Origin of the sequence: Bacillus sp. FSL K6-1284, from assembly GCF_038002625.1 — a bacterium.
In the GTDB taxonomy this organism is placed as follows: domain Bacteria; phylum Bacillota; class Bacilli; order Bacillales; family Bacillaceae; genus Bacillus; species Bacillus paralicheniformis.
The window spans coordinates 1,066,442-1,079,997 of the sequence record NZ_JBBOCW010000001.1; the positions used below are offsets into that span (position 1 = coordinate 1,066,442).

The 13,556-nt window shown below is 45.2% G+C and carries 15 protein-coding genes; 5 read left to right on the forward strand and 10 right to left on the reverse strand.

Translation table 11 applies throughout. From position 1 onward, the window contains the following. Positions 1-34 precede the first annotated feature (34 nt). The gene (locus MHB72_RS05345; RefSeq protein ID WP_216920927.1) at positions 35-922 is read right to left on the reverse strand and encodes an AraC family transcriptional regulator; all 888 of its coding nucleotides are present in this window, start codon (positions 920-922) and stop codon (positions 35-37) included. Positions 923-999: 77 nt separating this feature from the next. After that, complete coding sequence (gene pdxR / locus MHB72_RS05350; RefSeq protein ID WP_216920929.1) at positions 1,000-2,412, reverse strand: MocR-like pyridoxine biosynthesis transcription factor PdxR; 1,413 nt, start codon at positions 2,410-2,412, stop codon at positions 1,000-1,002. 112 nt (positions 2,413-2,524) lie between these two features. Between pdxR and MHB72_RS05355 the strand changes: the two genes are divergently transcribed. Then, complete coding sequence (locus MHB72_RS05355) at positions 2,525-2,959, forward strand: GNAT family N-acetyltransferase (protein WP_025808232.1); 435 nt, start codon at positions 2,525-2,527, stop codon at positions 2,957-2,959. A gap of 28 nt (positions 2,960-2,987) precedes the next feature. On the opposite strand, the gene MHB72_RS05360 is transcribed toward MHB72_RS05355, so the two are convergent. The 4 genes from MHB72_RS05360 to MHB72_RS05375 all read right to left on the reverse strand — a co-directional run bounded on the left by MHB72_RS05360 (position 2,988) and on the right by MHB72_RS05375 (position 5,651). Continuing rightward, entirely contained in the window at positions 2,988-3,278 is a 291-nt protein-coding gene (locus tag MHB72_RS05360; RefSeq protein ID WP_003180123.1) for a hypothetical protein, read from the reverse strand. Next, complete coding sequence (locus MHB72_RS05365; protein WP_340901821.1) at positions 3,266-4,336, reverse strand: anti-sigma factor; 1,071 nt, start codon at positions 4,334-4,336, stop codon at positions 3,266-3,268. Before MHB72_RS05365 ends, MHB72_RS05360 begins: the two co-directional genes overlap by 13 nt. Beyond that, positions 4,329-4,820, reverse strand: coding sequence for an RNA polymerase sigma factor SigM (gene sigM, locus MHB72_RS05370; protein ID WP_011197692.1), 492 nt, complete (start codon positions 4,818-4,820; stop codon positions 4,329-4,331). Before sigM ends, MHB72_RS05365 begins: the two co-directional genes overlap by 8 nt. Positions 4,821-5,108: 288 nt before the next feature. Then, positions 5,109-5,651 carry a cupin domain-containing protein gene (locus MHB72_RS05375; protein ID WP_101560649.1) on the reverse strand — a complete coding sequence of 181 codons (543 nt, stop codon included), beginning with the start codon at positions 5,649-5,651 and terminating at the stop codon, positions 5,109-5,111. A gap of 155 nt (positions 5,652-5,806) precedes the next feature. Here MHB72_RS05375 and MHB72_RS05380 point away from each other — a divergent pair, with 155 nt between their 5' ends. From MHB72_RS05380 to MHB72_RS05390, 3 genes are all read left to right on the forward strand, one after another. Beyond that, complete coding sequence (locus MHB72_RS05380; RefSeq protein ID WP_106070790.1) at positions 5,807-6,802, forward strand: aldo/keto reductase; 996 nt, start codon at positions 5,807-5,809, stop codon at positions 6,800-6,802. A 124-nt stretch (positions 6,803-6,926) separates the two neighbouring features. Beyond that, entirely contained in the window at positions 6,927-7,526 is a 600-nt protein-coding gene (locus MHB72_RS05385) for a lysophospholipid acyltransferase family protein (RefSeq protein ID WP_020450740.1), read from the forward strand. A gap of 88 nt (positions 7,527-7,614) precedes the next feature. Next, positions 7,615-7,980 carry a DUF805 domain-containing protein gene (locus MHB72_RS05390; RefSeq protein ID WP_020450741.1) on the forward strand — a complete coding sequence of 122 codons (366 nt, stop codon included), beginning with the start codon at positions 7,615-7,617 and terminating at the stop codon, positions 7,978-7,980. Between the two features lie 29 nt (positions 7,981-8,009). Here MHB72_RS05390 and MHB72_RS05395 read toward each other — a convergent pair whose 3' ends face one another. The 4 genes from MHB72_RS05395 to MHB72_RS05410 form a co-directional block, all read right to left on the reverse strand. Further along, positions 8,010-9,287, reverse strand: coding sequence for an acyl-CoA thioesterase/bile acid-CoA:amino acid N-acyltransferase family protein (locus MHB72_RS05395; protein WP_216920931.1), 1,278 nt, complete (start codon positions 9,285-9,287; stop codon positions 8,010-8,012). Continuing rightward, positions 9,284-9,880 (reverse strand): TetR/AcrR family transcriptional regulator, encoded by a 597-nt coding sequence (locus MHB72_RS05400; protein WP_020450743.1) that lies wholly within the window; start codon positions 9,878-9,880, stop codon positions 9,284-9,286. Before MHB72_RS05400 ends, MHB72_RS05395 begins: the two co-directional genes overlap by 4 nt. A gap of 130 nt (positions 9,881-10,010) precedes the next feature. After that, a complete protein-coding gene (locus tag MHB72_RS05405; protein ID WP_020450744.1) occupies positions 10,011-11,333 on the reverse strand; it encodes a hemolysin family protein in 1,323 nt (440 codons plus the stop codon). 60 nt (positions 11,334-11,393) lie between these two features. Beyond that, complete coding sequence (locus MHB72_RS05410) at positions 11,394-11,819, reverse strand: MerR family transcriptional regulator (RefSeq protein ID WP_020450745.1); 426 nt, start codon at positions 11,817-11,819, stop codon at positions 11,394-11,396. A gap of 314 nt (positions 11,820-12,133) precedes the next feature. Between MHB72_RS05410 and MHB72_RS05415 the strand changes: the two genes are divergently transcribed. Continuing rightward, positions 12,134-13,507, forward strand: a complete 1,374-nt coding sequence (locus MHB72_RS05415; RefSeq protein WP_003180145.1) for a hemolysin family protein — start codon at positions 12,134-12,136, stop codon at positions 13,505-13,507. The last annotated feature ends 49 nt before the right edge of the window (positions 13,508-13,556 follow it).

Here is a 13,556-nt window from a genome sequence, read left to right on the forward strand (position 1 = left end):
TTTAAACGGGAGGGTTAAACCTCCCGTTCTTTCTTTAGTCTTTATATGCGGTTCTTTTTTGAACCGGTATCCATATTTCGCTTTTAAACGTTGGGGAGCTGATATCCTGATCCTGATTCCAGAGGATTTCCGGCCCTTTCGTTTGCTCGTAATGTGAAGCCGGGAACCATTCAGCATAAATGCGTCCCCAGACATTTTGAAGGGTGTCCGGAAACGGACCGGCCGCTTCAAAGACAGCCCATGTCGAGGCGGGAACTTCAAGCTGTTCATATCGGTCCGGGCATTCCTTCGTTGTCGCTGCACCGATATAATGGTCAAGTTCTCCCTGCTCTTCCATCCGGCCTTCGGAAAAGTTCCCTGATGCTTGAATCAGTCCAAGCGGCTCGACATTTGACAGCTCTTTTAATTCAGCGATGTTTTCACTGCTTAAAGCTTTCCACATCGAGGCGATTTCCGGATTGATTCCGTGAAAGACGACAGGGACCCTTTTTTTGATTCCGACGATCCGAAATGCCTTCTTTTCTACAATACGGTAGTTCATTTCGTTTCCTCCTCTAATTGTTAACTGGAAGGTCATCGGAGGATATGCTTTCAGTGTGCTGATATCGTGCCTGGCCTCTGTCGGCGTGATGCCGTGCAGCTTTTGAAATGCGCGCGTAAAAGCATCCGGCGAGTGATAGCCGTATTTCACAGCGATATCAATTACTTTTTGATTTGTGTTTTTCAATTCAAACGCTGCAAGGGTAAGCCGCCTGCGGCGAATGTATTCGGACAGCGAAACCCCGGCAAGAAAAGAAAACATCCTTTTAAAATGATATTCAGAGCAGTAAGAAAGCTTCGCAAGCGTTTGAAAGTCGATACTGTCCGCCAAGTGTTCTTCAATATACGCCATGGCTTGATTCATGTTCTTCAGCACATCCATTTGATGACCTCCTCTGTTTACAAAAATAGCAGAATCAGAATCCCGGGATCCGACTTTCCGTGCCCGATTGTGCAGGATCATTCCCGAGACTGTCCGCCGCTCAACCATGCTGTCTTCAGCTTTTTGATGCCGTCTGCGATGCTTTTTTCAGAAAGTCCGCCAAACCCGAGGAGCACCGCGTGGGTTTCAGGAGGAGTCACATACGAGACAGAGGCTGGATATACTTTGACCCCTTTTTCCAGCGCTTTTTGGGTCAGCCACTCTTCACTCGGAGCGCTTTTCACCTCAAGGATGATGTGAAGACCGGCGTTCTCTCCTCTGACTGCGGCATGAGCGCCAAATTCACGCTTGATGGCATCAAGGAGCGTTTTTCGCTTTTTTCGGTAGAGTGTTCTCATTCGGTTCAAGTGTTTTTGATAATCCCCGTTTTTCATAAAAAGAGCAATGGCTTGCTGCACATGGCGGGAAACCGTTTGTTTAAATAAGGATGCCATGTTGAGCCCTTCTTGGACGAGCGGAAAGGGGAGAACCATATAGCTGATCCTGAGGGAGGGAATCAGCGATTTTGAAAAGGTTCCTAAATAGATGACCCGGTGGTTCCGGTCAAGTCCCTGAAGGGAAGGAATCGGCTGTCCTGCATAGCGGAATTCCCCGTCATAATCGTCTTCGATGATATAAGCTCCGGTCGATGTTGCCCAGTCAAGCAATTGCAGCCTGCGGCCGACCGGCATGATCATTCCGAGCGGAAACTGATGGGACGGGGTGGTGTATGCGAGCTGCGGCTGATATTGTTCAAGATCTTGCACGGAAATCCCGCTCTCGTCGACTGCTATAGGCATCACATTGAAGCCGCCGGTTTTCAGGACCGTTTTCGAGCGATGAAATCCGGGATCTTCAAAACCGACGGTTGTGCCTTTAGGAAACAGATGGCACAGCAACTGCAGCAAAACCGGTGTGCCGGCTCCGATGATGATTTGCTCGGGTGAACAGACCACGCCGCGAGACTCTCTGAGATAAACCGCAATCATTTTCCGCAGTGGAATGTCTCCGGCCGGCGGGCCGCTTTGAAAAAGGTCGTACCCTGATTCACCAACAGTTTTGGCGAGCGTTTTTTTCCATTGGGAAACAGGAAATGACGCGAGGTCTACGTGGCCGTGGTGAAAATCGATCATGTTAGCCGCCGTCTCATGTTCTTCCGGTTCTTTTTCGGCAGGGGGAGGAGGCGCAGTCTGTGCAAAGTCTCCTTCCACTTCAGCCGCAAACCAGCCTTTTCTAGGCTTGCTGAGCAAATATCCTTCTGCAGCCAGCTGTTCATACGCGTGTTCTACAGTTGTCAGGCTGACATTTAAGTGTTTGGAAAGCATTCGTTTGGAGGGAAGCTTTGTTCCAGGCTTTATGTGTCTCGAATGAATGCTGCGTTTGAAAAACGTGTACAGCTGCTGATAAAGCGGCTCGCTGCCGCTGCGGTTTAAAAAAGGGGTTATATCCATTCGATCAGCCCTTTCAATTCATCTGGTATGTTTTATTTTATCAAAACTGGTCATTTTAAAAAGGTCAGTTTTCGGGTTAAAGTAGTTTCATAACCAACAGAAGGGAATGACGATGTTGCTTGATTATAGGGAATTGCATTGTGAAACAGAGCTCAAGGAAGTCTATCCGATCATGAAACAGCTCCGGCCCCATTTGGATGAAACGTCTTTTTTGGAGCTCGTCAAAGAAGCTCGGGAGGCTGAAAGCTACACGTTATTTGCGCTGTACGACGGTGATATTCCGGTGGCTTTGGCCGGCTTTTTGCCGAGGGTTTCTTTGAACCAAGGCCGTCATGTTTGGGTAGCGGACCTGGTGACGTGTGAAAAACACCGTTCAAAAGGCTATGGAAAGAAGCTTTTAGGCGCTGTTGAAGAGTGGGCCAAAGGGAACGGATTGGCTTCAATCGCTTTATCATCAGGCTTACAGAGGGCAGACGCTCACCGTTTTTACGAAGAGAAAATGGGGTATGAAAAAGCGAGCTACCTATTTCGCAAGGCTCTGAAATGAAAAACTCCCCGGTATAACCGGGGAGTTATTAAAAGCCGAGCTGCAGATTCGTATCGATGGAGACGATGGTCCATACGCAAACGAGAATGAAAATGTTCAGGACGACGCCGAGAAATCCTAGACCGGTCCGTCCTTTTTTTATGAACAGCTCGATAATTCCGAGCGGAACGGCGGCCATCGCAAAAGGAAGCATCTTATACGAATATGCGATCGTGTCGCTTAAAATGGCCAAGTTTAAGACGAACAGGGACAGAATGGCCGTGCCGACAGACACCCATCCAAATACGTTGTGCTCCTTAAAGATTCTTACCAGTTCCATAATTCCACCTCACCTACTTTAGCTGCTTTGACAGGCCCTTTTTTGATCAGCCGTTCAACCTCTTTTGACGGTCCGGTAATGACGGCTCCATACACGTTCACACCATTCTGTTCCACATAGTCAAGCCGTTTGGAAAGCTTCAGGTCTTTCCTGCCTGAAATGGTTTCAGCCCATTTCTTGTTCTTGATCATGTAGGAAAGCGCCGCTTTAAACTGTTCGTCATCGTTTTCGGCAGGTTGCTGAATTTCAAAAATCCGGTTTGAATCTTTTCCGGGAAATCCGATCGGCTCTGCGTATGGATGATCTTTTAAATCGCCCTCTGTTTCAATCGCATTCCACAGAACGCGAACATCATAGCCTTTTAATTTTTCATACAGCTCCTTTGTCGGGTATGCTTTTTCAAAGGAAAGGAAAGCTTCGGTTACGGTTCCGTCAGGCAGCTGTTTTAAAATCGACTCGGCTTTGGACACTGATTTTTCTTTGATGCCGTCAGGGTAGACAAAATGACGTTCTTCTTTTGAAAGCTCCTGATTGTATTGATGAATCTGCGGAGACTTCAGCTGATCGAAGAACATTTCCACTTCTTCATTTCCAACTACTTTTGTGACGTTTCCGATTTGCTTCTTTAACGGGAACTGTGTTTCGATTCCAAAGAGTTTTACTTTGTTGACAAGGGCTTCAGTATCGACTTGAATATTCGGGTTTGTGACGGCAACTGTCATTGAAGCGGTTTGCACCAGTTCATTCCCTTTGCTTTCATGCCCGCCCAACCCGTAGTATAGATAGCTGCCGAGTGTGCAGATCGGCAGAATAATAAGCGTAGAAATAACAGCAAGGGTGGAAATCCGCATATATGATTTATTTTTTCCGTATCTTAAAATCGCTTTTTGCTTTTCAGGACTGATCGCCAAATCCCAGTCTTCGTCTTTCATTTCCTGTTCCAGCATGTCCTGGTATTCTTCAAGCTGTTCAAGCTCTTCTTCGACCAGGAGCATTTCCGATTCGGAAAGTTCGCCGTTTTTATATTTTTCCCAACGTTTTTTAAAATCTTCATTCATCGTTAACACCTCTGTTGTAAAGTGCTTTCAGCCGCTGTCTGGCACGAAATAAAACACTTTTAAAATTAGCCTCTGAGATATTCATCAAGCTTGACGCTTCCTTGTAGTTCAATTCTTTTAAATAGTACAGCGTAAGCGCTTCCCGGTAGTTATCGGGGAGCTGGTTCATATATAAGGTTAACACTTCCTTGATTTCGACCTGGTGAGCAGGGCTTTGCACCGCGTTTTGAAACAGGTTTCCGATCATGTCGTCAGAAATCGTCACTTCCTTTTTATGCTTTCTGACATAGTCGATAAACGCATTGCGTGCCACTTGAAAAAGCCATGGCTTCACTTTGCTGTGGTCGTAAGAATGGATGTGTATGTAAGCTCTCATAAAGGTTTCCTGAAGCAAATCCTCTGCTAGATGTTTATCTTTCGTCATGGAGAGCAGGAACCTGTAAACATCATTCATATACATTTGGTAAATTTCGTCGATAGTCACTGCCTTTTCTCCCCTCTATGTTATAAACGCATAAGAAAGGTTTGAAGTTGCACTAAATATGCCCACGGCTCATTTTTCCTCCAATTTCTTACCTTTAAAATCATCTACCCTATATAATAACTGAACACGTTCAAAAAAACTAATCTTCATGGCGATTTTAACGACTGAACGGCCGAAATATAAAGCACAGCAGCAAAATAAGCCTTTAAGCATATCAGATCTTTATTATATGCTAAAAGGCTATTTGATTAGAGGATATCCTTCATTATCAGCTGTTTTTATCGTCTGTCAAAAATATTGGCCGTGACCGCGGCGGCCTTCTGCGGCCAGCGCATCGGCTTTCGTTCGATGGACGGTGCCGAATGGGTGGTTGGGCGGAGCATAGATTGAATAGAGTTTCAGCGGAGTATTGCCTGTATTGGTGAGATTGTGCCATGTTCCGGCAGGGACGACGATAGCGGTGTCATCGTAAACATTTCTTTTAAATTGCAAATGATGTTTGCTCGGCCCCATTTGCACGATTCCCCTGCCTTGTTCAATACGAAGGAACTGGTCAACGTGAGGGTGCATTTCCAATCCGATGTCTTCGCCGGGGTTGAGGCTCATCAGGGTAACTTGTAAATGCCTTCCTGTCCATAAAGCGGTCCGAAACGTTTTGTTCTGTTTTGCCGCTTCGTTGATGTTCGCGGCAAACGGCTTTTGTCCATAATCTCTTAATACGATGCGTTCTTCGCTGCCGGGTGTTCGAAAAGCGCCTGCATAGTCTGATTCGTGAAACCAAACCGGGTTATAAGAAAAAGGAATATAATATGGGTATTGATTTGGATGCATTTGTTCTAGGTCCCTTCATTAGCTTTATTGGGATCATCGTATGCAATAGGCATATGAAGTGTCCCGCTGTAAGATGGTTTTTAGTCAAAACACGTTTTTTTAAAAAAGCTTCCGGGAAAATATGATATCAGACTCACAACAGGAGGGAGAGGAGCATGGAATACATCAACATATCCGGTACATCGATCGAATCGTCGCGCATCGGTCTCGGAACATGGGCCATCGGAGGTTTTATGTGGGGCGGAAGCGATGAAAAAGAAGCGATTCAGACGATTCATGCTGCGCTTGATGAAGGAATCAACCTGATTGATACCGCTCCGGCATACGGTTTCGGGCAGTCGGAAGAAATCGTCGGTAAAGCCGTACAGCAATACGGAGAGCGCGACAGAGTCATTCTCGCGACAAAATCAGGACTTGATTGGAAGCAGGAACAGCTGTATCGCGACGGATCGAGGGAGCGGATCATCAAGGAAGTTGACGATTCGCTGAAAAGGCTCAATACGGATTACATCGACCTGTATCAAGTGCATTGGCCCGATCCGCTCGTCCTGATCGAAGAAACGGCGGAAGCGATGAAAGACTTGTATGATGCGGGGAAAATCAGAGCGGTCGGCGTCAGCAATTTTTCCCCGGAGCAGATGGACACATTCAGAGCTGCGGCGCCGCTTCATACCATACAGCCGCCGTACAACATGTTTGAAAGGGAAATCGAGCAAGACATTCTTCCGTATGCGCAAGATCAAGGGCTGACAACGCTATTATACGGAAGCTTGTGCAGGGGGCTCCTGTCAGGAAAAATGAATGAGGACTACACGTTCAAAGGGGACGACCTTCGAAAGCGGGACCCTAAGTTTCAAAAGCCGCGCTTTAAAGAATACCTTGAGGCCGTCAGGAAACTTGATGAGTTTGCAAACGAGCGGTTCGGCAAATCGGTTCTCCATCTGGCAGCAAGATGGGTGCTTGATCAGCCTGGCGCAAGCATTGCTTTATGGGGGGCAAGACGCCCTGATCAAATCCGTCCCGTCAGCGAAATCACCGGCTGGAGTTTAACGGAAAGTGATCAAAAAGCAATTGACGACATATTGGACAATACGATTTCAGAACAGATCGGGCCTGAATTCATGGCGCCGCCGACAAAAGAAAAAGTCTGAAAACCGGGGAGAAAATTCCTCGGTTTTTTTGTGAAAAATCATTTTTTAGTACCAGGTAATAAAAAAAATTGTTATAATAATAAAGGGAAACCTCATACGACTACATCAATAAAGGAAGTGCCATATGTATAAATTTACTGGTTATGCTGCAAAAGCGATTCTTTCTTTGCGCGGCGGAATTAAAGTATACAATAAAGAAAATCTTCCTAAAGACACAGGTTTCGTTATTGCGTGCACACATGCAGGATGGGTGGATGTCGTCGCACTGGGTGTCGGCATTTTGCCTATGGAAATTCATTACATGGCGAAAAAAGAGCTTTTTGAAAATAAATTAAGCGGTTCTTTTCTTTCAAGCATCAACGCATTTCCCGTCGACAGGGAAAATCCCGGGCCAAGCAGCATCAAAACCCCGATCAAGCTGTTGAAAGAAGGAAAAATCGTCGGCATTTTCCCAAGCGGAACGAGATCATCTGAAGATGTTCCATTGAAAAGAGGGGCTGTCACGATCGCCCAGATGGGAAGAGCGCCGCTTGTGCCGGCCGCATACAGCGGTCCTTCCAACGAAAAAGAGCTTTTCAAGAGAGGCAAAATGAAACTGGTCATCGGCGAACCGCTCAATCAGGAAGATTTCGCTCAATATTCGTCAAAAGAAAAGCTGGTCAAGATGACGGAGGCTTTGAATGACAGTATTAAAGCTTTAGAGAAAAAGCTGGAGCAGCTATAATTCAAACATACGCAAGGAAAAACAGCTTCTCACGCACAGAAGCTGTTTTTTAATTTTTTGGGCAGTATTTTAGGTGAGGAGCTTATATATGAAATGGTATTTGAAAGCAATAAAAAACTATGCAGGATTTACAGGAAGGGCGAGACGAAAGGAATTTTGGCTGTTTTGCTTTTTCTCATACATGATTTTGGTCCTCTACGGTTTTTTTAAAGCCATTCTGCATCTTCCGGAATATGAAATAGAGACATTTTTAGGGATGGTTTATTTGCTTGCCATTCTTGTGCCGGGCTTGGCTGTCACGATCCGCAGATTGCATGATACGGGTAAAAGCGGCTGCTGGATCTGCATCGGTCTGATCCCTCTCATTGGGCAATTTATTTTGCTGATCATGCTTTGTCAAAACAGTGTAAAAGAGGAAAATCAATACGGGCCGAACCCGAAGGGAGCTATCTAAGCGAAAACCGCCTGTCCCCAGGCGGTTTTTTAGTTGTTTGGGGCAGTTGCTTTTTCTAAAAACAAAAGCAGTTCCCACCAAAATGTTTGAGCTGCAATGGCATCGGCTTCAGTTTTTCCCCCATAGGCTATTTTTCGGCTTTTCCGCCCGGATGTCGGAAAGTATGGAGGCCTGATATTATGGCCGGCATCTTCGAAATATAGATGTTTAACAGAATAGGGAAATCTCTTCTTTTTCAGTCGTTCAACGATTTTCTCGTTCATAGAGGCGGAGGGCCATACCAAATCATCCGTACCTGAAGTTAACAGAATAGGCCCATTAATATGTTCCGCTTTTATAATTGCTGGATGATCCTCTTTCACTTTCCGCAAAGCTTTTTTGTAAAGATCAGTAAAAGCATGAGGCTGTCTTGTGAGCTTATGTTTCACCATATTCCACAGCTGAGAAAGCGAAAACAATGGCAGCGGGGCAAAGGCGAGCGGTGCGCCGTCCAGACTCCAGGAAGATGTCTGCCGAAATTTTTTTAATCCAACGCCTTGAAAGACGACCCCGCCGCCTACATGAGAAACCGCAAAACGGATTTCAGGAAAATGGGAACCTATCAGCAGCGCCAGTTCGCCGCCTTTTGACCTTCCGCATATTCCGATCTGACGATGATGAAGTCCTTCTTGGCGTCCGAGCCAATCGATCGCTTTCCGGAAATATTCAAGCGGGATTTCAACCAGTTTTTTAGGAAGCTGTTTGTATTGAAAATAAGGGATTGCAAATGTTGCATATCCGTAATTTGCTAACATGCCTGCCATTGTTTCATCAAGACCGCCGTCAGATCCCCCTAATACGATGACTGCGGGAGGCCGGTTGACAGCAAGCGGACGAAAAAATGTGCCGGACAACCCATTTTCGCTTACTTCCTGTCTCTCTACTGTTTCAGAAAGCAGCACTCGTTTTATTTCTTTACTCAGGATCGTGCGTTCTTTTTGCTTCACCTCAATCCTGTAAACGGAGGAATTAACCGATTTTTTATGGAACGAGCAGGAGGATTCAACCGCCTGCATTGACCAAAAAAGCCCCATTTGATCTTTAGACTGGTAGGTTCCTTTTATTGGGGCTGCTGCTGCAGGGTCGACTTCTCCCAATCGATTCGCTTGAAAAACAGCATGTGATCTCCACTCTGCGTCAGCTTCATCTTTCACAGTCAAGATGATTTCAATGATGTCAAACGGTCGGAGTCCGCTTATCTTCAGGTTTATTTTTTCATCCCATTTGGAAACTGCAGGTATGTGCAAAACCGGTTGCAGAGTAATCAAGACGGCACTTCCTTTTCAAGTTTTGTATAAAATAAATCGACGCACTCCTCAACATAGTCATCAATACGATCATCGAACGACTCCTTGAATGCGGGCAAATGTTGAAACATAATGTATTGATTCAGCAAACCGAAAAACATTTGGCTTAAAATTTGAAAATTGCCGCCTGAAATTTTTTTTTCGGCATAGAGGTTCGCAAAATAAGTCTCTAAAAAGCGATTGAGACGGCGGGGAATATCCATGATTAATTCGCAAACTTCCTTATCCTGTACTGCATCATTAAAGTAAAGTAAAAAAACAGTACCTTTTTCCAGGTTTTCTTTTAGATATGCTTTCGCAATGAATGAGAGGTCTTGTCGTAAATCGCCGCTCAGTATTCCTTCAAGTTCTCCAATAAAATCTCCCGATGACACATGTTGAATAACACTTTCCCGAAATAAATTCTGTTTATTTCCGAAGTGTCTAAAAAGGGTCAAATGATTGACGCCTGCTTTTTGGGCAATTTCTCTGGTGGATGCGGCTTGATATCCTTTTTCTTTGAAAAGGGCAAGCGCCGCTTCGATTAATCGATCCCTTGTAGATTGTGCTGACATAAGTCCCTCCTGAAATGTAATCACTTGATTACATGATAATTGAATTTTGCTCTGTAATCAAGTGGTTACATATTTTGAATGCAAAAAAAGAGGATACAAATTCATTGTATCCCCCGGTTTGTTCACAATGTTATTCCGCTTCCTCAAGCAGCGGCGTTTCCGCAGCTTTTTTCACCTCAACGTATGAAACGTGGTGGCCGTCGATTTCGTTGATCGTGAATTCAAATCCCTGATCGGTGATCATGTCGCCTTTTTGGACGTCATATTTTTGCGTCAGGAACCATCCGCCGATCGTGTCAATTTCCTCATTGTCGAGCTGAATGCCGAGCAGATCGTTGACTTGGTTGACGAGCACTTTACCGTCGAGAATGTAATGGTTTTCGCCAATCTTGCGGATTTCATTAATTTCATCGATATCGAATTCGTCACGGATTTCGCCGACGATTTCTTCAATGATGTCTTCGACCGTCACGAGTCCGGCCGTTCCGCCGTATTCATCAGAAAGGATCGCCATATGAACGCGTTCTTTCTGCATTTTCAGAAGCAGATCGTGGATCGGAACAGTCTCGATCACATGAATGATCGGATTGATAAACTGTTCAATCGTGTCTTCTTTGGAGCATTCTCCGCTGATGCAGGCCGTTAGTATTTCCTTGACATTGATGACGCCGACGATGTTGTCCTTATCTCCGTCTTCGACGGGATAGCGGGTATAGCCTTCGACCTTCGTGATGTCGATCATCTCGGCGATTTTCATATCATTTGGAAAGCTGACGACTTCTGTTCTCGGGATCATGATTTCCTTGGCAAGACGGTCATCGAATTCAAAAATTTTGTTGACATATTTGAACTCAGATTGATTGATTTCGCCGCTTTTGTAGCTTTCTGACAGAATAATTCGCAGCTCTTCCTCTGAGTGCGCCATTTCATTTTCAGAAACCGCTTCAAGGCCAAACGCTTTCGTCAGCAGCCTTGCCGATCCGTTCAGCGCCCAGATGAATGGGAACATGATGCGGTAGAACCAGATCAACGGTTTTGCAAAAAGGAAGGAAACGGCTTCCGCTTTTTGGATCGCAAGCGTCTTCGGAGCGAGCTCGCCGACAACCACATGCAAAAACGTAATCAAGCTGAAGGCAATCACGACTGAAACGATGTGTGATACAGAGCTCGGAATGTTCCACTTCACAAATAGCGGTTCAAGCAGCCGGGCAACTGTCGGCTCCCCGAGCCAACCGAGACCGAGAGCCGTCAAAGTGATGCCGAGCTGACAGGCCGATAAATATTCGTCTAAATGCGTAATGACTTTTTTCACCGAAACCGCTGTTTTGTTTCCTTCAGCAATCAATTGATCAACCCGCGAGCTTCTGATTCTGATAATCGCAAACTCAGACGCTACGAAAAATGCTGTTAAAGCAATTAATACAGCAACAAAAACCAAATTAACTATTTCCAATTAGGACCTTCACTCTAGCGTGAGAATGAAGGTAACACCTCCTGTTTAGTAAAAGATTAACTAAAGCAGCAGTAAAAAGGACTGGATGACCGTCATTTTTTCAGGAGAAAGCCGGCTTTTCAGAATCTTCCGTTCATCGGGATTCAGCCGTTTCAATCTGTTTATGAGCACGGAAATATTGTCATTGACATGATCAATTTCCGTTGTCAGGCTTCCAATTTCATCATCATTCACAGTTGAAGAGGGAAACTGGTTTTCCAGCCTTACTTTAATGTCGGACAGGGCCAATCTCTGCTGCTTGCAGTCCATAATAAACTTCAGCCGTTTGAGAGCGGCTTCATCGTAATAACGGTAGTTTGAACATGATCTGTCAGGCGTTAACAGCCCGAGATTCGTATAATAATCGACAGTCCGTTTTGTTACGCCTGCAGCAGCTGCTAATTCGCCAATGCGATATTTCTCTGCCCCATCTGCATCCCTCCTCAACCATCACGTTATAGTTATAAAACATTTTAATATATTAGAAGCTGTTTATACAAGTTAATTGATCAAAAAAAGGCGTAAAATTGATGCGAAAACCTTTATTTATCTAAATATTCGAGAAAATATTGTTAGATTTAAAGTTTAGACATTTGACTGACTCTTTTTTAATAAAGTAAGATAATAGTATATATTTGGCTTGGAGGTGGTTAGATGGGGCCCTCTGCATAGTCATTTTTACAGAACGCACATCAGCCTTATTAAGGGAATTTGAATTCATCAGGAGGTGACTCCTTGTCCTTTGTGAAGGATAAGGTTAAATGGACGATATTGTTAGTCTGATAATCATCGGGATTCTGATTGCATTAACCGCTTTTTTCGTGGCATCGGAATTTGCGATTGTCAGAGTCAGAAGCTCCCGCATTGATCAGCTGATTGCTGAAGGAAACAAAAAGGCGGTTCGCGCAAAACAAGTGGTGTCGGATTTGGATGAATACCTTTCAGCTTGCCAGCTCGGCATTACGATTACAGCACTCGGACTCGGCTGGATGGGGGAGCCGACGGTTAAAAAGGTGCTGCATCCGGTCTTTGAAAGCTTGCATGTTTCTGGCGCTGTATCGCACGCTCTTTCAGTTGCCATTGCATTTTTAGTGATTACATTCCTGAACGTCGTGGTTGGAGAACTTGCCCCAAAAACCATCGCGATTCAAAAAGCCGAACAGATGACACTGTGGCTGGCGGGACCTCTGCACTTTTTCAATGTTGTGATGTTCCCGTTCATTTGGACGCTGAATGCCTCAGCCAGAGTGCTGACCGGGTTATTCGGTTTGAAGCCTGCTTCGGAAAAGGATGAATCCCATTCGGAGGAAGAGCTGCGAATCCTGTTATCAGAAAGCTACAAAAGCGGAGAAATTAATCCGTCTGAATATAGATACGTTAATAAAATCTTTGAATTCGACAATCGGATCGCCAAAGAAATTATGGTGCCGCGCACTGAAATCGCCTCCGTCCCGGTGGATATGCCGATCGATGAGGCCATTTCGGTCATGCTGCAGGAAAAGTATACGCGCTGGCCTGTCTATAAAGGCGATAAGGATCATGTCATCGGCATGATCAATACGAAACAGCTGTTTACGGATATGCTCATGATGTCAGAGGCTGAGAAAAAGCGATTGTCCCTTGAAGCCTATGTCCGTCCGGTTATTGAAGTCATTGAAACCGTGCCTGTTCAAAAGCTGCTGATCAAAATGCAGCGGGAGCGGATTCACATGGCGATCTTAACGGATGAGTACGGCGGGACATCTGGTCTTGTGACGGCCGAGGATATTCTTGAAGAAATCGTCGGGGAAATCAGGGACGAATTCGATGAAGACGAAAAACCGCTTATCGAAAAAGTCTCCGATCATGAATACATCATGGACGGCAAAGTGAGAATCGATCAGGTCAATGAGCTGTTTGAAGACGATCTCGAGGAAGAGGAAGTCGAAACAGTCGGCGGACTTGTGCTGAAAGAAAACATAGATATTGCGGAAGGCCAGGCGGTGCATATCGGCTCTTACACGATAACGGTTCTCGAAATGGAAGGGCGTCTGATTAAGCACGTCGAAGTTAAGCGGGAACAAACAACAGAACATGTAGAGCTGGCACCGGCAAATCCGGTCGTCGTTAACGAAGTCACCTTGAGCGAAAAATAGCTCAAGGTGATTTTTGATTTTAAGAAAAAAGTCATTTGAACAGGAACTT